The following is a 21,024-nucleotide window of genomic DNA, read 5'->3' on the forward strand; positions in this document are numbered from 1 at the left end:
CAGGATGAGGACTGTACGCTGCTTTGCATGACGGCCTATGATTAAGCCTGACGAGGGACACACACAACATACTGAAGCAGGTGTGACACGATGAGCTTTTTTAGAGAGATTAGACAAAATAAGTATTTGTATGCATTGGCGCTGCCGGGCCTGATCTTCCTGATCGTATTCGCGTATTTGCCTCTGACGGGGCACTTAATCGCTTTTAAGAAATACAGGCTGGCGGACGGGTTGTGGGGAAGTCAATTTGTCGGGTTGGACAATTTCAAGTTTTTCTTTATGAGCAGCGATTGGTACAAAGTAACGTTAAACACGATCTTCCTGAACGGATTGTTCCTCGTATTCGGTCTGGGGATTGCGCTTGTGCTGGCTTTGTTTCTGAACGAAATTCGCCATCTCCTCTATAAGAAGCTTGCCCAATCGTTCATCTTCATTCCTTATTTTATTTCCTGGCTCGTCGTCAGCATGATGACGTTCGCCTTCCTGAACACGACGGATGGCGTGGTTAACAGAACCCTGGAGACATACGGCTTAAACCCTGTGAACTGGTACCTGAAGCCTGTAGTATGGCCGGGAATCTTGACGCTAATCTACGTGTGGAAGTTCGCAGGCTACTATTCGATTATTTTTCTGGCCGCGATAACGGGCATTTCCGGGGAATATTACGAGAGCGCCCGAATAGACGGCGCGACGCGGCTTCAGCAAATTTATCACATTACGCTCCCGTTAATCCGCAATGTTGTCGTTGTGCTCGGGTTGCTTGGCGTGGGCCGCATTTTCTACGGAGATTTCGGGATGATCTACGGCATCATCGGCGACAATAGCGCCTTGTACTCAACGACCGATGTCATTGATACGTACACCTATCGGGCGCTGCGCGTATTGAGCGATTTCAGCAAATCCTCCGCCGTCGTGCTGTATCAGTCGGTGATGGGCCTGATTACAATCGTTATTTTTAATCAAATCGCCAAGAAGATCGACAAGGATTCGAGCTTGTTCTAAGGGGGAGCACCATGAATTTGAATCGCGTGAAAGAAGATCGATCGCTGTGGGAAAGAAGCTTTGTGTACGGCATTTACGTATTCGTGGGCGTATTCGCTCTTCTTTGCTTCATTCCCTTCTGGCTGGTCGTAGTGAACTCGTTTGCAACGGAAAGCAGCATTAAACTGCACGGGATGCAGCTCATCCCCAAAGACTTCTCGCTGTATGCATACCAATACACGATGGCCGGCAAACAGATCGCGAGCAGCTATGCGGTCACAGTCTCGGTGACGTTAATAGGAACTTGCTTGGCCATCCTGATCACATCGATGTACGCCTACGTACTGGCCCACCAGAAAGTGAAATACCGCAATTACTTATCCTTCATGACATATTTTACGATGGTATTCGGCGCCGGGCTCGTCGGCTTCTATATTCTGGTCGCGAATACGCTCGGATTGAAGGACTCGCTATGGGCGCTCATTCTTCCTTATCTATTGAACCCGTTTTTCGCCTTTATCATGGTGTCGTTCTTCCGCACCCTGCCCTACGAGATCAACGAGGCGGCGACAATCGACGGGGCCAACGACCTGACCATTTTTTTTAGAATCATTATTCCGATATCCAAGCCCGTTATCGCGACAGTGAGCTTATTTTATGCGCTGCAATATTGGAACGATTTCTATCTGGCGTTATTGTTTATCGACAACCATAATCTCCATCCGCTGCAGATTATGATTCGGCAAATCATCTCGAATGTAAATATCAATTCGTACGTCGGAGGAAGTCAGACGACTTACTCCCAGGCCATACCGACATACGGCGTGCAGTTGGCGACCGTGTGCTTGACGATTGGGCCGATTATTTTCCTGTATCCGTTTATTCAACGTTTTTTTGTGAAAGGCATTACGATTGGCGCGCTAAAAGGGTAGGCTTATACCGAGATCGTTCGGTTGAGCATAGATACAAACTATTATGGGAGGTTGAATACGCAAGATGAAGAAGTCAATTGCGGCAGTACTCATGATGTTGCTGCTTGTCCAGATCGCGCTCGGCTGCAGCTCCAGCTCGAACAACGAAAGCGATGCCGAACAGACGGGAAGCCCGGCTGCCGTCGAAGGCGCGAAGCTTGACCCGGTCACGCTGAAGATCATCATTCCGGGGGATCGCCCTGCGGATATGGATTTGGTTATTGCCGAAGCCGAGAAAAGAATGGCGGACACGATCAACGTGAAGCTGGATATTGTATTCATACCTTGGTCCGATCTTGCTTCGAAAACGCAGGTCATGCTGGCATCCGGCGAGAATGTGGATTTGATCTTCGATGCGCCGTGGCTGCACATGGAACAAATGATTGCCGCGGGCTATTACGAGCCGCTGGAGGAGCTGCTTGAGAAGTACGGACAAGACGCCGTAGCCGTCAGATCGCAGCAAATGTTCGATGCGAACAAATTCCAGGGCAAAATCTACGCGCTTCCGCTCGGCAACTCGCATCTGAACGGAAGAACCTATCTGGTTCGCAAAGACTTGAGAGAAAAATACGGCGTGCCGGAAATTAAAACCTATGAAGAGCTGATCGATTTTGCGTACAAGATCAAACAGAATGAAAAGAATATCATCCCGATTCTGGCTAAAGGTCTTCCCGGACAGAAGGATCAGGCGTGGGGCGCGTACAGATCGTTCATGACCTTCAGTCCCGAGATTTTGCGATCGGACGCTTTGGGACAGAGCATTATTCTGCATTACAAAAACAATGACGGCAAGGTGTACAACTTGTTCGACGAGATGGACCCTATGGTGTGGTCATGGATCGAAGAGGCCCGCAAGCTGTATACGGAAGGGCTGATTCATCCGGACGTGCTGGCGATTAAGGATGCCGATACGATCTTCGAGGCAGGCAATATCGCGATCTACGCCACGAACGACTTCGGCGTGCCTACCAAAATCTCGACGGCAATCTCGCAGAATACGCCTGGCGCCGAAGTGGAAGCCGTAACGTTCATGCCGCTGGAGAAGGGCAAAGTCACGACAAACTTTAAGCAGGCGAACTTCCAGGCGATTCCTAAGGTGAGCAAGAACAAGGAACGCGCCATGATGTTCTTGAACTGGACGGCCAAGAAGGAAAATTACGATCTGCTTGCTTATGGGATCGAGGGAAGGAACTACGAAGCGATTGGCGACGACCAATACAAGTCTCTCCCGGATAGCAAATACGGCTTCTTCCCTTATGCATGGGTATGGAACCCGACGCTGGATCGCTTGAATGCGGGCTTCGACCCCGTGTCGATTGAGCATTACAAGTTCAACGCCAATGCAGACAACTTGATCGCAAGCGTATTGACCGGCTTTTCCTTCGATCCGGAGCCTGTCGCGAACGAGGTTTCTCTGTACAGCGCAATCGAGGACAAGTATTATTCGGCTTTATTTAACGGAGTGATGGACCCGACGGAAACCTGGAACGAGCTGAAATCCGAAGGGGAAGGCTACTTGAAGAAAATCCAGACCGAGCTTCAGAAGCAAATCGACGAGTTTCTGAAGAAATAGAGACGGATCGAGATGGCAGGTTGAGTATTCGGCTTGATCAAGCGAATACTCAACTTCCTATCGGAGGTGTAGAGCAGCCAGCCTCAAGCAATTTGTAAAGCGCTTTCTTATCATTCGTTTTACCCTAATTCTCTTAAACAATGGAGGTAACTCGAGGATGGTTATGAAAAGCAGGAAAATCGTAAGCGCGCTTCTGGCGTTTGTGCTTGCATTCGCCAATATGCCTGCGCTGCAAGCCGCGAAGGGCGAGTCCGAAATATGGGTGAATTTGCTCGCTCAAGATATGGATACGCAATTTGCCGGCGGAACGAGTCCTTTTACCTTGGAAAACAGCGCAAACGGCGGTTCTCAGAAAATCGTGCAGATCGATGGCAAAAATGCCGTTGAATTTCGCGATTCGTCGGTGAACAACGAAAACCAGGGCGGCTATTTTTATTACCAATTGGCTAGCGGGGCGCTTGTCTCCCGGATCAACCAAGTTTATGCGCTGCCGGTCGGGTCCGCGCCGGTTGAGTTTGTATTGGAATATAAGCTCAAACGCACCGCTGCCAGCGATAAACCGATCAACAACGATATTTACGCGCGGGTGCAATTCGGCAATTACGACAATGTGCTGATTCCCCGTTTCCCTGTACCGGACAAGTCGACCATAACAAATACGGCGGCCTACAAGAACGCGGCGCCGAATGAAATGCTGACTGTGAATGATAGCGATATCGCCAGCTACCGGATGACAATCGTGCCGAACGGCGGTCAGAGGTTGATCTCGACCTTCAAGCTGGAATTTTCCGTCCGCGTCAATTCGGGCGGCACGGATGAAGCGATTGCGGTCACCGACCTGGCTGTATATGAAGTCATGCAGGATGCGGCGGAGGTCGATACCGAGCCGCCGACGGCGCCCGCCAACTTGACGGAGTCCGGCAAGACGGATACGAGCGTTAATCTGACCTGGACGGAAGCGACGGACAACGTCGGCGTTACCCGGTACGATATATACCAGAACGGCCAATTGATCGGCTTTGTGGGCGGATTGCTGACCAGCTACACCGCAAGCGGGTTAACTCCGAATACGACCTATCAATATACGGTTAAGGCAAGAGACGCGGTCGCCAACATCTCGGGTGCCAGCAATGAAATCTCGGTGACGACGAATCCTTCCGCTGGCGGATTGCCGGAGCCGTTCGGTAATTTGGACATCGGCAGCGTCAGATTGGCGGGAAGCGCGACTTACGATGAGTCTACAGCAACGTTCACGCTTAAAGCTTCCGGAGCCGACATATGGGGCACTGACGATTCCTTCCATTATATGTACCGACCATGGGTAGGCGACGGACAAATCGTTGCGCGCGTCGCCAATATGGAGAACACGGTTGCATGGACCAAGGCCGGCGTCATGATTCGCGAAAGCATATCGCCTCAATCCCGTCATGCTATGATGGCGGTCTCGCCTTCCAACGGCGTTGTATTCGAGGATCGCTTAACGCCAGGAGGAGCTTCGACTTTAACGACGGGCGCCGCGGCGCCGGCTCCTTATTGGGTGAAGCTGGTTCGTATAGGCAATGTGATCAGCGCGTACGATTCCGCAGACGGAGAGAACTGGACATTGGTTAAGAAAGAAGTCGTCAGTTTGCCTGAAACCGTTTACTTCGGATTGGCTTTGACGAGTCACGACGTTAATCGGCTGAGCGTGACGGAATTCAGCGATGTCAGCATCGAAGACGTACCGCCGCAGGAGAGCAATTATTCCCCTTTTCCGGGAACGATCGAAACCCGCAAGCAATGGCTATGGAACAAAACCAAGGCGATGTCGGAAGTCGGCGGACCCATGAACATTGTTCAGTACGTGGCGCAAATTCTCGATGGCCAGAATGTAGCCGGAAACTTGAAGAAGCTGGACGACATGTACAAAACCCACGATTGGGAGGAGTACAAGACGGTTTCCAAAATGTATGCCTATCTGCTGGTCGGAGATCAGTTCGACAGCACGATGATGCAGCATGTCAAAGATTATTTCGCAGGATATAAATACGCCAAGCTGAACCAGACTGAGAATCTCAGGATGAGCAACTATGTATCGGGCTATCTCGTAGGCCAGTACCTGCCGGACGTTGTGGATCTCGTAGGCGCCTACCCTCGGACCGTTCCTTATAACGAAGGGGGAGGCAACTCGGGGGCAACGCTGAAAGCGATGAACAGAGCCAATATAGAAGAGATGATAGACGCGGGCGTACATGATGGCTGGGCGGAATACGAGAGTCCGGAATACACGTTTATGACCTATCTTTGCCTGAACGCAATCTACCAATATACGGATGAGCCGGATTTTAAGCAAAAGGTAAAAATGGCCATGGACGTGATGTGGTTTGAGTGGGCGAACGACTGGATCGACGGCCAGTTTATTTCCACGTCAAATCGGGCCAAAGGCGACAGCGTATCCGTAAGCGATCCGTCCTGGAGAGGCGTTGACCATACGGCTCTGTCCTGGATGTACTTCGGCGCACACCGCGCGCAGGAAACGATCGGGGAGTCGGATGCGATGGTGCCCTCCGCTTACCGGCCGTATCTCGAGTATCTGGGCATGGTTTATGCGCCAAGCATGACCTATACGCCGCCGGATATGGCGATTCGAATCGGACAGCTGGCGGACAAAGATTACACTTACCGCAAGACGAACCTGCAAAACTCGAGCGGTCGCAATCTGAAAACTTACCGCCAAGCGTATGTTAAGCCGACCTGGGGCTTGGCGACGGAAGTGACGTACAACCGGGTGGACAACTGGATCGAAGATATTCCGGTCGCCTTGCGCTGGCATTCCTCTTCGCCGGCTTCCTTATTCAGAGTTAACGCCGATCAGGGCACCAGCCCGATCGGGAACTACGACCAGCCGGAGAACCACCGAATTATGCAGGATGAAAAAGCGGCTGTGGGCGTGTTCAAATCGTTAAGCGCACCGGGCGCGACGGACAATTTCCTTAACGCCATGTACCCGGATACGGGGTCGATCAAGAAGAAGGAAGAGCAATCCGGATGGGTGTTTAGCGATACGGGTTCGATGTACTTTGCCTTTAAGATGATCAAGCCGTATTCCTGGTATTATCAGACGCCTACCGATCCGTCGAACAAAGTCAAGACGACGGCTCAATTGCATCCGACCGCGCAGCTGTCTTACAGCTACAACATTCTTCGCAGTCAGGCGGACAAGAACGGCTGGGTGCTGGAGACGGCCGATGCCTCGGAATATCCGGACTTGGACAGCTTCAAGAATGCGATTCTTACGAGGACGACGTTGGACAGCTCGCACATCGACGATGCCAACCCGCGGCTCATGTATACGAACTTAAGCGGACATGTCATGGACATTACGTTTGACTTAGCTTCGGGATCTTACAACAATACGCACAAGATCGACGGAACGGCGATCGACTATGCTTCGTTTAAGCTCTTTGACACGCCGTGGCTGCAGCAGGATATCGATTCGGAGATATTTACCGCAAGTCAGGGCGGCGAGGCCTTAACTTATGATTTTGCGAGCTGGACGATCTCCAATAAAGATCCGAATGTCATTGTCGATGCTACCGGCGTTACGCTGAGCCCCTCGACACTTATGTTAGCCGCAGGGAAATCGGCGAGCCTAAAAGCCATTTTCGAGCCGGTGGATGCCACGAATAGAAACGTAACCTGGAATTCGAGCAATACGTCTATTGCGACAGTTAGCGCAAGCGGCAAGGTGACGGGGATCGCGCCGGGAATGGCAGTTATTTCGGTAACGACGGAAGACGGCTCCTTCACTGCGGATTGTACGGTCACTGTAGTCCTGGAACCGTTTCTGGACGACAGCTTTCAAGAGGGACTCGCCAATTGGGAGTCGTACAGCAGCACAGTATGGCAGATCAAGGGCAGCGGCGCAGTAGCTCAGCTAGCGGGTTCGACAACGCTCACGGGGCCTCAGCGCATCATGGTGAAAGCCTCCCTGCTGCCCTACACGACGCAGGATTACAGCATTGCGTTCACTGCAACCGCGGATCGCTTCCGGACGATGTTCCGATATACTTCCGGAACGAACTATTATTTCTTGGAATTCAAGAGAAACGTGAACGTCGATGTTGTAGAAATGTGGAAGTACGCGGATTCCTCCAGCCCGTCTCAGGTGGGGACGACTGTGGATATCCAAGCGATGATCCCGGATTTTAATCTGACGGAGAGTCATCGATACGAGATCGAAGTGTACGGGAACGAGTTCAAGCTATTTATTGACGATACTTTGATCGCGACTTTTAACGATGCATCGCTGCAAGCCGGAGGGGTTGGATACGCTCTGAAAAGCGTCGGCCCGGAAGTTAACCTGCTCGTAGACGAGGTTCGCATTATGCCGATTGTCGCAGCTCCGGTGACGGTTGAGGTGACCGGTGTATCGCTGAATCAAGATACATTAGCGCTTAATGTGGGCGATACGGCGACGCTGCTTGCCACAGTCAATCCGGCCGATGCAACGAACAAAGCGGTTACTTGGAAGACAAGCGACCCGTTGATTGCAACCGTGGACAGCAACGGCAAAGTAACCGCTGTTAGTGCGGGTACTGCCGAGGTTACGGTAACGACAGTCGACGGCGAATTCGGAGAAACCTGCGTTGTCGCCGTAACGGCTAAAAACGATAGCTCGCCAGGCGGAAACGAAGGCCCGGATGACGGTTCGGGGCAAACGCCTGGAACGGGAGGCGGTCAGACGTCAACTCCTCAGGGGCCTGCGACTGGAACGACTACCGTTCCGTCGGCACCTCCGGCTGCATCCGAAGGAATCGTAACCGTTCCGGCGAATTCGCTCAAGAACGGCTCCAATGGCAGAAGCGTCGTTGAACTGCCGGCGAATACGACGGAGGTTAAGCTTCCCTCGAATGCGGCAGCGCTTCTGGGGGAGAACAAGCTTGAAGTGAAGACGGATGAGCTGGTTCTTGAAATTCCCTCAGGGCTGTTCAAGCAGTTGGCAGGGCAAATTTCTGCTGCAGAGCTGCAAGGCAGCGTCATCTCGCTGAAGCTTGAGCCGTTGAAGCCTTCCGATGGGCAACAGCTTCTTGCCAAGGGGCAGCCATTCTCTAACGCAGCCATCCAACAAGGCAGCGCTATATACGAGCTGAGCTTGACCCTTACAACGGCAGGCGGCACAACCAAGAAGCTGACGACATTCGATCAGCCGATCGTGATTCGCTTGAAGGTCGAAGCTTCGATGAATCCGAAGCTGACAGGCATTTATTACATCGCCGACGAGGGTCAGCTTGAATGGATCGGCGGACAATACGCCAATGGCGAGATGACCGCGCTTATTCATCACTTCAGTAAATACGCCGTTCTTGAAGTGAAGAAGGACTTTGCGGATCTGGCGCCCGCGCATTGGGCGTACAAGGTGATTCAGGAACTGGCGGCAAAGCAGCTTATCCAGGGGACGAGCGCGACGAAATTCGAGCCTGATCGGACTGTTACGAGAGCGGAATTCGCGGCGATGCTGGTGAAAGCGCTGAAGCTGACGAAGACAGGCGTTATGCCGTTCGGAGATGTGCCCCCAGATAAGTGGTATGCGCAGGCAGTGTCTATCGCCTATGAAGCGGGAATCGTCAACGGAACGGGCGCAGCGACATTCGATCCCAACGGTAATATTACGCGGGAGCAGATGGTTGTAATGACGATGAAGGCGTATCGAATGATCGACGGCCCAGCGGCGGAAGTCGCGGGCGCGGCATTCACAGATGCGGCGCAAATCTCGCGATGGGCGGTTGAGGACGTGAAGGAGGCGGCAGCGCTGGAGCTGGTTCGAGGCCGGGCGTCAGGTCGGTTCATGCCGAAGGGCAACTCGACGCGCGCGGAAGCCGCACAAATGATTTACGGGCTGATCAGCCTGCAATAGAATTAGGACGGATGCCATCCTCGCTAGGGGAGGCATCCGCTCCACAATCATTCAAACGATGCCGGATGAAGCCATGCTGCAATCGGGCTAACTTTCTTATTGTCTAAAACAGGCTGGAGGAACCGCAAGTATGCCAATTTCAAACCATTTAAGACCTGATGCTTATCAACTGACCGGAGGCGGGGGCAATTTTCAGGCAACGGTTAACGTAGAGTCGCCCGAGGATGGCGTCGTTCTTGTTCATATCCGGGTAACGGCGAGCGAGCCGGAGACGCCGCCCGTTTTCCAATTGATTTGGAAGCATCCGATTGCGGATATTCACGGCGTATGGCATCCGAACGGTTATCGCAATCGCGGGTTGGCCCCGGATTGGACAGGCGGTTATAAAAGCAATTCAACAAATTCGGCGCCTGTCGTCAGTTTGTTCAGCGGCAATGGACGCAGTCGAATGACCTTTGCGTTCTCGGACACGCTTAACCCGATTGTCTGCAAAGCCGGCGTCCATGAGGAATCGGCCGAGTTTCACTGCGCGATCCGTCTGTTCGAAGAGCCGACGCCGCCAATTGATTGCTATGAAGAGACATTGCGAGTCGATTACCGGGATCTGCCCTACTACGACTGCTTGAGCGAGGTTCAGCAATGGTGGAGCGGACTTCCGGGATTACTCCCATCACCTGTACCACAGTCTGCCTATGAACCGATGTATTCAACCTGGTACAGCTTCCATCAAGACGTAGAGCCGGAGTCCATCGAAGAGCAGTGCCGGCTGGCAAAAGATTTGGGCTGCGAAACGGTCATCGTAGACGACGGCTGGCAAACCGCCAACAATGCGCGCGGATATGCCTACTGCGGAGATTGGGAGGTTAACGCGGACAAAATACCCGATATGAAAGCCCATGTCGATCGGGTTCATCGTCTTGGTATGAAATACATGCTGTGGTATTCCGTGCCCTATGTGGGCATGCACAGCAAAGCCTGGGAACGATTCCGCGACAAAATGCTATACACGGTCGAATCGCGCGGCTGGGGAGTCGTCGATCCGCGTTTCCCGGAGATCAGGCGCTATTTGATCGGAATCTACGAGCAGGCGATGCGGGAATGGGGGCTGGACGGCTTTAAGCTGGACTTTGTTGACAGTTTTAACCTGCCAGAGGGCAAGCAGTGCGAAGTCGGAGGCGGACGGGATTTTGTTTCCGTGCCGGAGGCGGTCGATCGGTTGATGTCCGACGTGATGGAGCGGCTTCGCGCCATTAACCCGGAGGTCATGATCGAGTTTCGCCAGAGCTATATCGGGCCCTATATGCGCAAATACGGCAATATGTTCAGGGCGGCGGACTGTCCGAACGACTCCTTGGAAAATAGAGTGCGCACCCTGGACATCCGTCTGTTGAGCGGAAATACCGCGGTTCACGCCGATATGCTGATGTGGCATCCGGAAGACCCTGTGGAAAGCGCAGCGCTGCAGTTGATCAACGTGTTGTTTGCGGTGCCGCAAATTTCCGTCAAGCTGGATCGCCTGCCGGCGGACCATGTCAAGATGATCGCCTACTGGCTGCCCTTCTGGCGCGAGTATCGCTCCGTTCTGTTGAATGGCCGTCTGGAGCCGTATCACCCCGAGCTGCTATACCCGCTCGTTGTCGCAAGCGATGCGAACAAGCGGATTGCCGTTGTTTACCACCGTACGGTTCTTACGATTGACCTTGAAGAGTCGCAGGCGATGATCATCGTTAACGGAACGAGGAGCGGGGGCGTATATATCGAGCTTATGACGGAAATCGAGAGTCGGACGATGGAAATCAAAGATTGCATGGGCAACGTTGTGGAGAGCTCCGAATTGCGGTTGTCCGCAGGCATTCATGCCCTTGAGATTCCTCCCGCAGGGGTCATGATTCTAGCGGCCGGCCGATCCGATAAATAGGATTTTTCACGGGTATTATCGTTCTCCATTCCGGTTTTCCGGCCCTATCTTTTCAGATAAGCTAGCACTGTAAACACTTTCATGACGTCGGAGACGGCTTAAGAGAGAGGATAGGAGGAAAGCAAGATGGAGCGAGTTGCCGCCGGGATATCCAAGAAACAAACGCCGCTGCCGAGGCGGAGGCTCAAGCAGATTTGGAAGTACAAGCTGCTGTATCTATTGCTGCTTCCCGCATTTGCATGGGTGTTCATTTTCGATTACCTCCCGCTTAACGGGATCAGAATCGCGTTTATGGACTACAACATCGTGCAGGGATTTCCGGCGAGCCGTTGGGTCGGATTCCAGCATTTCAATGCGCTCTTCGAGTCCGAAATGTTTCGCAACGCTTTTAAGAATACGTTGATTATCAGCCTGTACAAAATGATCAGCGGGTTCGTGGCCCCGATCGTATTGGCGCTCTCGCTAAACGAAATTCGCAAGCGCTGGTTTAAGAAAACGCTGCAAACGGCCGTTTACTTGCCAAGATTCGTGTCCTGGGTCGTATACGGAGGGATTGTTACCATTCTGCTCTCCCCGGAAACGGGCTTGATTAACAAGGCGGTTGAGTTTTTCGGCGGTACGCCGGCCTACCTGCTCGTTGAACCTAATTACTTCCGAACGATTCTGGTCGTTACGGATGCGCTTAAGGAGATGGGCTGGGCGGCGATTATCTATATCGCAGCGATCGCGGGACTTAACCCGGAGGTGTACGAGGCGGCGACAGTGGATGGGGCAACGAGGTTTAAGAAGATGCTTCACGTTACTTTGCCGGGAATTACCGGGACGATCATTGTCATCTTCATTTTAAGGGTCGGCTACGTGATGAGCGCCGGATTGGATCAGATCATCAATTTGTACAATCCGATGGTGTTCGAGGTGGGGGATATTCTCGATACTTACATCTATCGGGTAGGGATCGAGCAGTTCAACCTTAGCCTTGCCGCCGCGGCCGACGTCATCAAAGGCGTCATCGGATTCGTACTGGTGCTCGTCGCCAATCAGATTGCCAAGAAAGTCAATGATTCCGGTATTTTCTGACAAGGAGGGGGAACCCGTGAAGCTAACAAGAGGGGAATCCGCATTCGTCGCCTCCAACTACGTTGTGCTTACACTGTTGACTTTAATTATTGTGATTCCTTTCTGGTATGTCCTAACTGTGTCGATTACGCCGTACTCCCAATTCAGCGAGAAGAACGGCATGATCCTTTTTCCCTCAAGCTTCAGCTTGGAGTATTACAAGTACTTGTTGAAGGAAGGCTCGATGATCTATCAGTCCTATGGAAATACGATCCGGAACACGGTCGGGGGAGTTGCGCTGGCGCTGTTTCTTACCGTGACTTCGGCTTATGCGCTGGCAGAGAAGAAGCTGCCGGGACGAAGGATCATCATGGTGTACTTTGTGTTAACGATGCTCTTTCGGGGCGGAATGATTCCTACCTACATCACGATCAAGCAATTGGGATTGTTGAATACGAATATCGTGCTCATCCTGGTCATGGCCTACAGCGCGTTCAACATGATTATTATGAAAACCTTCTTCGAAGGCATTCCCGAAAGCTTGCGAGAATCGGCTGCCATTGACGGCGCTTCCGAGTTCACCATTTTATGGCGGATCGTGCTGCCCTTATCCATGCCGGCTATTGCAACCGTCGGACTTCTCTACCTGGTCGTGTACTGGAACGATTTCTTCAATGCTCTGCTCTACGTATCGGATTGGCACAAAGCGCCCGTTCAGCTTGTCCTGCGAACCATCATCGCCAGCTCCAGCCTTCCGCCGGAACTGCTAGAGGCGGCCGGCTCGGCTCCCCCGCCCACAATCGGCATTCAGATGGCCGCAATCGTAATCGTGGCGCTGCCGATGATGGTGATTTATCCGTTCGTCCAGCGTTTTTTCGAACAAGGGATGCTGATCGGGTCCGTAAAAGGTTAACTGTTCGTCCGTATTACCGTACTTCCGGTTTATCCCCACAAGGGTAAATATAAATCAAGCGGATTTTATATGAGGAGGTCAATTGTTCATGTCTCAGCAAAAGAAAAAATGGTCTTATGGCGTCGTTGCTGCCGCACTGACCGGCGTACTGATGGTGACGGGATGCAGCAACAATAACAGCGGCAACGCTTCGCCGTCCGCGACTCCGTCGCCGTCGGCATCGTCGGTGTCTTCCCCGTCTGCCTCGGCGTCGGAAACGCCCCAAGCGGAGGAGCCTTATGAGCTGAAGTGGCTGAAGGCGCAAGATATTTCCAAGCCTTACGATCCTGCGCAAGATGTCGTTAAGCAAGCGATTGAGGAAAAGCTCAACATTAAAATTATTCCCGAGATGGTAGATGTCCAGCAATATAAAACGAAGCTTAATCTGAAGATGGCAGGCGGCGATATTCCGGATGTCGTCAGAATCGATTTCGCCGACGATTTCCAGAAGTATGCGCAGCAGGGCGCGTTCGTCGATCTGACGGATCTGATCAATGAGACGGATACGCCTAACATTATGCGTGAAGTATCGGAGGAAGCGTTCGAGCAGGCGAAGGTAAACGGCAAAATTTACGGTATCCCTTACCAAGGCGGGCCGGGAGCGGGTTACCGTTGGGACCTGGTCATGCGAACGGATTATTTGAAGGAAATCGGCGCCGAGACTCCGAAAACGCTGGATGAGTATTACAACGTTCTAAAGCAGATCAAAGCGAAGTATCCGGACGTCATTCCGCTTGGCGGATATACGGCACAGATCGGCGACGTGAAATACGCCAACAACTCTTTTGACAACATCTTCGGCGCATTCAGCGTCACTCCGGGCTTCTTCACGGAGAAGGACGGCAAGTTCAGCAACTATGACATTGAGCCGCAAATGAGAGAAGCGCTTCTATTCCTGCAGCAAATGTATAAGGAAGGGCTGATCGACAAGGAGTTTGCGACGATCAAGGAGGAGCAGCTGCGAACCAAGCTGTACAGCGGCAAGCTGTTCTCCTGGATGGGCTGGTGGTCTACGCCGGGCGGATACGATACGCAGATCGAGACGAATATGCTGATCAAGAGCGGCGATCTCAAGGCGGACGGCACGCTCCCGGATCAATCCAACGAACCGTACAAATATTTGACGCTGACGGATTCGCTTGTCGGTCCGGACGGGAATGCGGTGGCGCCGGCCGGAGCGCCGTTCTCCCAGATGAACGCGATCAGCGTGAAGACGAAAGATCCCAAGAAAGTGCTGGCGATTATCGAGGAGTCGCTATCCCCTGAAAACCAAATGCTGACCGTTTGGGGTATCGAAGGGGAAGATTACAAGGTCGAGAACGGCACGATGAAGGCGGTAACCGATCTGGTCGATCCGACCACGATGAAGGATCCGGACGGACACTTCCGCGGCATCCAGAGCTATCTGTTCGCTCCAGGGCTGAACGGCTGGCCGCGTTATCTGGAGTCGTTGCCGCTGCGATTTGCAGAATCGCTGGGCACGGCGATCAATAACAAGTATCAGATCAGAGACGCCTCCAACTACTTGGAATCTCCGACGAAAATCGCCAAGCTGGTCGAGTTGAACACGATGCGCGATTCCGTATTTACGCAAATCATTATGGGCGGCGATATTAAGAAGTTCGACGACTTCGTGGAAAAGTGGAAATCGCAAGGCGGTTCGCAAATTTTGAGCGAGCTCGAAGCCTCCTTCAAAGTGAAGTCGGGAAAATAACAGCTTGAACGAAGGGGCTGTTCCATAAGCCAACCAAGTTGCTCAGAAAGATAATCGATGAACAAGGTGACAGGGGGATGTACCTCCCTCCGATGCTATACGCTCCTGAAATTTGAATTGGGAAACCCGTTGCAAGGTGATTTCAGGAGCGTATGAGGCAGTCTCCGGGAGGTACATACCCCTTCTTTATCCATCGATCATTTCAAGCAACTCTGCTTATGGGACAGTCCCATTCAAACTATTATTCAAGGGGGTTAACGGATGAGAAGGCTTATACGGAGCCTGTCTATATTGGTCATCGTTGCTATGATTCTGCCGATGCTCCCGGCTGCGACGAAAGCGGCGGATCCGGCCTCGCTGTACGAAGACGATTTTGCCGGAGGGCTGGGCAATTGGGATTTGTTCGGCAGCGCGGCATGGCAGGTTCAAGGAACCGGAACGGAAGCCCAGTTGCAAGGATCGACGTCATTGACGGGGCCTCAGCGTGCCGTAGTGAAGCAGACGCAGCTGCCTTACACGGCCGCGGATTACAACCTCGAATTTACGGCGCAAGGCGATCGCTTCAGGACGATGTTCCGCTATTCGTCCAGCACAAGCTATTATTTTCTGGAATTCAAAAATGCCAGCTATGTTGAGTTGTGGAAATATCCGAACTCCTCGGCAACAGAAATGGTCGGAGCGCCTGTGAACATCGGCGCTGTCCTGCCCGGCTTTAATCTGACGGATTGGCACCAGTACAGAATTGAAGTGAAGGGAGCTGAATTTAAGCTCTATATCGACAATTCTCTTGTAACCGTTTTCTCCGATGCTTCTCTTCTTTCCGGGGGAATCGGCTTTTCATTAAAAAGTCTGACAGCGAGCACAGCTGTCTATCTCAACGTGGAGCAGGTATCGGTTAAGCCGGTTGCCGCAGCGACAGACCCATACTCAATCTCGCACACGCCGATGATAGAGGTACCCTACAATGCCGACGTGCCTGTAGCTTTTACCGTCGCGAATGCTACAGCCTCTGCGACAGCGTTAATCCACTATGGCTACGGTGACGATTCGCTCGATCTTGTTTTACAGCCTCCTAAGATTGGGGAAGGCGTCTATTCCGGAGTGATCCCGGGTTCGAACCGAACCGATAAAATCCGGTATTTTATTGCCGTTCAGGATGAGGAAGGCAATGCCGCACGCTATCCGGAGTCCGGAGAAGTTGTGGTCGCCGTCGGACAGATTGAGCCGTACCTGAACAATTTCGACGCTGTGCCGGCGAATACGGTTCCTGCAGATTGGACCGTGGGGGGAAATACAAGAGTCGTCGAGCTGTCGGACGGCAATAAGGTGCTTAATCTGAACGGATCGGGCAGCGCCAAGCTGAACCTTCCCGTGTACCAGAACGTGGACAATTTCATCGCCAAATTCAAAGTGAAATATGCCAGAACAAGCGATGCGGTGCAAAATACATGGCGGTTCCGTTACCGGGCAACGGATGACGCGAACAACAATGCGATGGAATGGGCGACGCATAATTCCAAGTATTTTATCATGCGCAAGACGACGCTGGGCGGCAATTACTACGTGGCGAACTACGTCAAGTCGCTGCTGGACGAGTGGCACGAATACGAGCTTCGAGTAAGCGGAATTACGCACAAGCTGTTCATTGACGGCGTCGAAATCGCCAGCGGCGAGGATTCCGATGCGCTCGCGCCTATCAAGGGCTATTTTCAGTGGAACGTAGTCGGCGGGATTAACCTGATGATCGACGACTTCTCGATCGAGCCGATGCAGTCGCCTTTCGTAGTGGACCTTCAGCCGTCGGGCAATTATGCGGGAATTTACACGCAGGACGAAGTGCCCAGTCTAGCGCTCGCTTTGGATTCCGGATCGCAAGCGCACGTTGTGCAGATGGATTATACGGTGAACCGCGCGGATGGGGCCCGGGAGATCGTCGCATCCGGTACGAAAAGCTATCCGTTGGCTGCCTATGCATCCAGCTTTGACGTATTGCCGTTTGACCCGCAGTTGTATGCCATTGGAACCTATGAGGTCTCGACCGATTTCATAGTGGATGGCGCGATTCGGCCGGACTTGTCGAAACGGATGAGACTTGCGGTTATCAAGAACGCGGCGCCGATCGGAGAGCTGGATCTGGACAATGAAAGCAAGTTCGGATTAAACACTCATTATGCGCTGAACTGGAAGGACGATATTATCGATGGAGCCCGCAAGATGGGAGCCCGGCATCATCGCTCCGGCATTTCGTGGGAGGATGTGGACAGAAACGTAAAGGATTTATCGGGAGCGCCCATCTACGATTACAGCCGAGTGGAGCCGCAGCTGGACAAGCTGTTCTCCTACGGATTCAATCAGATCACCGTGCTGTCGATCGACAAGAACGCCAACTATCAGTCCGGCACGATCAATAGGACGGACTCCTTGAAAGCGATGGGAGATTTCGTGACGAATGTCGTTGCCAAATACAAGGACAGGATCAGGCAATGGGAAATGCCGAACGAGCCGGAGATTTTCTCCAAGCCGTACATTCCCGCGGAATTCGTTCAACTGCAGAAGATTGCCTATCTCAACATGAAGAAAGCCGATCCGAATGCGATGCTGCTCGCCGGCGATCATACTTCCAGCGTACTGAGCGTCCTGCCGAAAGAGCTTGAACTGGGTTCATACGATTATGCGGACGCTTATTCTTATCATCCCTATGTATACAACTCCATGCCGGACGGCAACTTGCAAAATCTCGTTAACGCCGTGAAAGGCCTGGTAGACGCTTACGGCGGCTGGAAGGATTACTATTTGACCGAGGGCGGCTGGCCGACTGCGAAGAGCGGTTATCCATCCGTATCGGAAGAGGTTCAACGAGACTATATCGTTCGCGCCTTCCTGAATTATATGATCACGGACCAGGTGAAGGCATACGAGTATTACGATTACAAAAACGACGGAACCGACGACCGTTATTACGATATTTTCTGGGGAATTACCGACAATAATGGGCGGCCGAAGCTCGCTTATGCCGCAGTTAACCAATTGATGACCCAATTGGATAAAGCGCGTTACATCGGAACCTGGGATACCGGTAATCCGGATGTTGCCGTTCATCTATTTCTGAATGACGGACAGCCCGTCCTTACAGCCTGGAAGAAGGTGGACCATAAGGACAACCCGGCGATTAAGCCGCCAACCGCGACCCTAACGCTTCCCTTCGGCGCGGCGGGTGTGCAGGTGACGGATATTAACGGCGTTGACGTTCCCGTATCGGAGGCTGCCGGCCGCGTACAACTGAATGTATCGGGTTCGCCGGTCTATGTGACGGGAGCGCCGGCCGAGTTTGTATTCCAGGCTGCGGCCAAGCTGCTGCAAGACAAGAAACAAGAAGCCGTAACCAAGCTGAACCGGGTACAGACTGTGGAAAACGCTGCGCTTATTGCCGACGATGTGGCCGAAATCGAGCGCATTGCTGCTCAATTCGAGACGGTAGCCGGCAATGGAGATCAGGCTGCGGAATTGGAGCAGGGCATCCGGTCCGTGTATTCGCTTATGTCGCAAATCGCCGGACAGATCGAGAATGGCTCCATCGAAGGCGCTCCCGGTTATGTTGCGCTGGAGGCCCTATATAATTGGGCGGAGAGCGCTTCGGTCGCGTTAGTGTACGCGCTCTCCGGCATAGGCGCGAATAGCTTGGATTACAGTCATGCAGCGGAAGCTGCGGCTGCTGTATTCCATGCCAAGAAAGGCGATTATAACGTCATGCCCGTATCCGAATCGGCGGTGCTTCGTCTGAACCGATATGGCAGACTGGCGGAAACGGCTTTCGCGCGAGGCAGCTATGCGGAAAGCTATGCCTATAATTTGCTGGCGCGGGAATTTGCGGGAACAGTTGAGACGATGGTCGGATCCGAGCCGGCTAAATTTATTGGAGTGCTGGCCAACGTTACGCCGACCCAGGTGAACGGTGAAGCCGGATATACGACGGTGTTTAATCTATCCTTCGTGAACAGTACGAACGCTCCGCAGCCGGTAACGGTTCATATAAAGCTGCCGGATGGATGGGAAGCTGCGCAAACCGAGCTTGATAGCCTGGATCTGACGATTCCTGCGCAAAGCGAGCTTGAACAGGTACTGCAAGTGCTTGTGCCGGAAGGAACTGTTAAAGGGCGCTATGAGCTTGAGTTTACGATCGTGCATAACGGATCGGCGTTCGACACGAAGAAAGTGGAGCTAACCGTTGAGGAAGGACTGGCCGCGAAGCTTCTTCCAGTTAAACAGACGATTGAAAATCTGGATGTTGTATCCGTAGTGTTGACGGGCACATCCTCTGCGGAGAAGGCGGGGGAAGTTACCCTGAAAGGGCCGGACGGCACTTTATTAGAACCGGTCGCCTCCTCTACGTTTAGCGGTCTGAAGAAGGGTGATCGCATACAATTGGATTTCCGTTGGACGTATCGTCAGCCTGCGGCTTTTAATGCCTATTTCGTCGATCTGCAGGTGAACGAGTCGGCGAGCGGCAAAGTCATTTTCCACGACGAGGCCATGCCTCTGGACTTTAATTTGATTCAGTCGTCGGGCGATATCACGGTGGATGGAAACTTGCAGGACTGGAGCGATGCCTATCCTGTACACTTGCGCAGGAATGATCAGAATGCGGCAGGGTTCCACGACCCGAACGGCCTTGAGGCGACGGCGTATGCGAAGTGGACAGATGACGGGATGTATTTCGCTATAGCTGTGCGGGACAATGTACACAAGCAATCCGAGAATGCAGCGAACCTGTGGAAGAACGATTCCATCCAGATCAGTCTGGATCCGTTGAATAGACGGGAATCCCCTTACGGCGCCGCCGATACCGAATGGGGGTTTGCGCTCGGGGATGACGGCAGACATCTGGTGAATATTTTCTATTCGGCCCCGCCCAATCCGAATGGCGACGTAAGCGGACAAGTCCCTTTTGAAGCGATTCGGGACGAAGCGGCGGGCATGACCTATTATGAATTAATGATTCCGGGCGCCTACGTGAAGGATTTGGGTCCGGCGCTCGGTCAGACGATCGGCTTTAATGTCGCCGTCAACGATGCGGACTACCAGAACGGACGGGACAACTTTATCCAGTGGACGCAGGGAACGGCCGACTCGAAAAGTCCTGCGCTCTACGATCGATTCGAATTCATCGATCACCATCCGTCGACTCCAGGCGGCGGAGAGGGCGAAGGGAATGGCGGCAATGGGGGCGGCAATCCATCCACAACGCCTCCGACATCGGGGGGGAATCAGCCTCCGGCGTCTTCCGGGTCTGTAACGACAACTGAACCGGAGACGCCCCTTAAGCCTGATGGTAACGGCACGAATACCACTGAAACGCCTGCTAATCCCGCGAAGGAATTCTCCGATCTGAAGCCAAGTCACTGGGCTTATGCCATCATACGGGAATTGGCGGAAAAGCAGATCGTTCAAGGAACAAGCGCCGGGAAGTTCGAGCCTAACCGGACGATTACGCGGGCGGAATTCGCGGCGATGCTGGTGAAAGCGCTGAAGCTGACGAAGACAGGCGTCATGCCGTTCGGGGATGTGCCCGCGGATAAGTGGTATGCGGAGGCGGTATCCATCGCATACGAAGCGGGAATCGTCAACGGCACGGGCGCAGCTACATTCAATCCCAACGGCAATATTACGCGGGAGCAGATGGTCGTGATGACGATGAAGGCTTATCGAATGATCGGCGGTCGAGCGATGGAGGATACGGGTGCGGCATTTACGGATGCGGCGCAAATCTCGGGCTGGGCGGTTGAAGATGTACAGGAGGCGGCGGCTTTGGGGCTGGTTCGAGGCCGTGCGTCAGGTAGATTCATACCGAAGGGCAATTCAACTCGCGCGGAGGCTGCGCAAGTGATTTACAATTTAATTAACGGATAATGAAGTAGGGAGCCCCTCATCCGGCCGAAGTCGGCTGTGGGGGCTCCTACAATCGC

Annotated in this window: 9 protein-coding genes; all 9 read left to right on the forward strand. The window is 52.9% G+C overall.

Going from position 1 to position 21,024, the window contains the following annotated elements:
* Positions 1–90 precede the first annotated feature (90 nt).
* The 9 genes from DFP98_RS31095 to DFP98_RS31135 all read left to right on the forward strand — a co-directional run bounded on the left by DFP98_RS31095 (position 91) and on the right by DFP98_RS31135 (position 20,968).
* A complete protein-coding gene (locus tag DFP98_RS31095; protein ID WP_116064537.1) occupies positions 91–1,002 on the forward strand; it encodes an ABC transporter permease in 912 nt (303 codons plus the stop codon).
* Between the two features lie 11 nt (positions 1,003–1,013).
* Positions 1,014–1,913 (forward strand): carbohydrate ABC transporter permease, encoded by a 900-nt coding sequence (locus tag DFP98_RS31100; protein WP_246016904.1) that lies wholly within the window; start codon positions 1,014–1,016, stop codon positions 1,911–1,913.
* A gap of 64 nt (positions 1,914–1,977) precedes the next feature.
* The gene (locus DFP98_RS31105; RefSeq protein WP_116064538.1) at positions 1,978–3,525 is read left to right on the forward strand and encodes an extracellular solute-binding protein; all 1,548 of its coding nucleotides are present in this window, start codon (positions 1,978–1,980) and stop codon (positions 3,523–3,525) included.
* Positions 3,526–3,682: 157 nt separating this feature from the next.
* Positions 3,683–9,421, forward strand: a complete 5,739-nt coding sequence (locus DFP98_RS31110; RefSeq protein ID WP_116064539.1) for an Ig-like domain-containing protein — start codon at positions 3,683–3,685, stop codon at positions 9,419–9,421.
* A gap of 130 nt (positions 9,422–9,551) precedes the next feature.
* Complete coding sequence (locus tag DFP98_RS31115; protein WP_116064540.1) at positions 9,552–11,339, forward strand: glycoside hydrolase family 36 protein; 1,788 nt, start codon at positions 9,552–9,554, stop codon at positions 11,337–11,339.
* Between the two features lie 126 nt (positions 11,340–11,465).
* Positions 11,466–12,416 (forward strand): ABC transporter permease, encoded by a 951-nt coding sequence (locus tag DFP98_RS31120; protein WP_116064541.1) that lies wholly within the window; start codon positions 11,466–11,468, stop codon positions 12,414–12,416.
* Between the two features lie 16 nt (positions 12,417–12,432).
* Positions 12,433–13,308, forward strand: coding sequence for a carbohydrate ABC transporter permease (locus DFP98_RS31125; protein WP_181918048.1), 876 nt, complete (start codon positions 12,433–12,435; stop codon positions 13,306–13,308).
* 88 nt (positions 13,309–13,396) lie between these two features.
* Positions 13,397–15,061, forward strand: a complete 1,665-nt coding sequence (locus tag DFP98_RS31130; protein WP_116064543.1) for an extracellular solute-binding protein — start codon at positions 13,397–13,399, stop codon at positions 15,059–15,061.
* A 261-nt stretch (positions 15,062–15,322) separates the two neighbouring features.
* Entirely contained in the window at positions 15,323–20,968 is a 5,646-nt protein-coding gene (locus tag DFP98_RS31135; protein ID WP_116064544.1) for an S-layer homology domain-containing protein, read from the forward strand.
* The last annotated feature ends 56 nt before the right edge of the window (positions 20,969–21,024 follow it).

This window comes from Cohnella phaseoli, from assembly GCF_003386235.1.
Classification (GTDB): domain Bacteria; phylum Bacillota; class Bacilli; order Paenibacillales; family Paenibacillaceae; genus Cohnella; species Cohnella phaseoli.

Bases quoted from the DNA above. Each gene is read 5' to 3' on its own strand.
- DFP98_RS31095 (WP_116064537.1), top strand. From the start codon at position 91: ATGAGCTTTTTTAGAGAGATTAGACAAAATAAGTATTTGTATGCATTG.
- DFP98_RS31100 (WP_246016904.1), top strand. From the start codon at position 1,014: ATGAATTTGAATCGCGTGAAAGAAGATCGATCGCTGTGGGAAAGAAGC.
- DFP98_RS31105 (WP_116064538.1), top strand. From the start codon at position 1,978: ATGAAGAAGTCAATTGCGGCAGTACTCATGATGTTGCTGCTTGTCCAG.
- DFP98_RS31110 (WP_116064539.1), top strand. From the start codon at position 3,683: ATGGTTATGAAAAGCAGGAAAATCGTAAGCGCGCTTCTGGCGTTTGTG.
- DFP98_RS31115 (WP_116064540.1), top strand. From the start codon at position 9,552: ATGCCAATTTCAAACCATTTAAGACCTGATGCTTATCAACTGACCGGA.
- DFP98_RS31120 (WP_116064541.1), top strand. From the start codon at position 11,466: ATGGAGCGAGTTGCCGCCGGGATATCCAAGAAACAAACGCCGCTGCCG.
- DFP98_RS31130 (WP_116064543.1), top strand. From the start codon at position 13,397: ATGTCTCAGCAAAAGAAAAAATGGTCTTATGGCGTCGTTGCTGCCGCA.
- DFP98_RS31135 (WP_116064544.1), top strand. From the start codon at position 15,323: ATGAGAAGGCTTATACGGAGCCTGTCTATATTGGTCATCGTTGCTATG.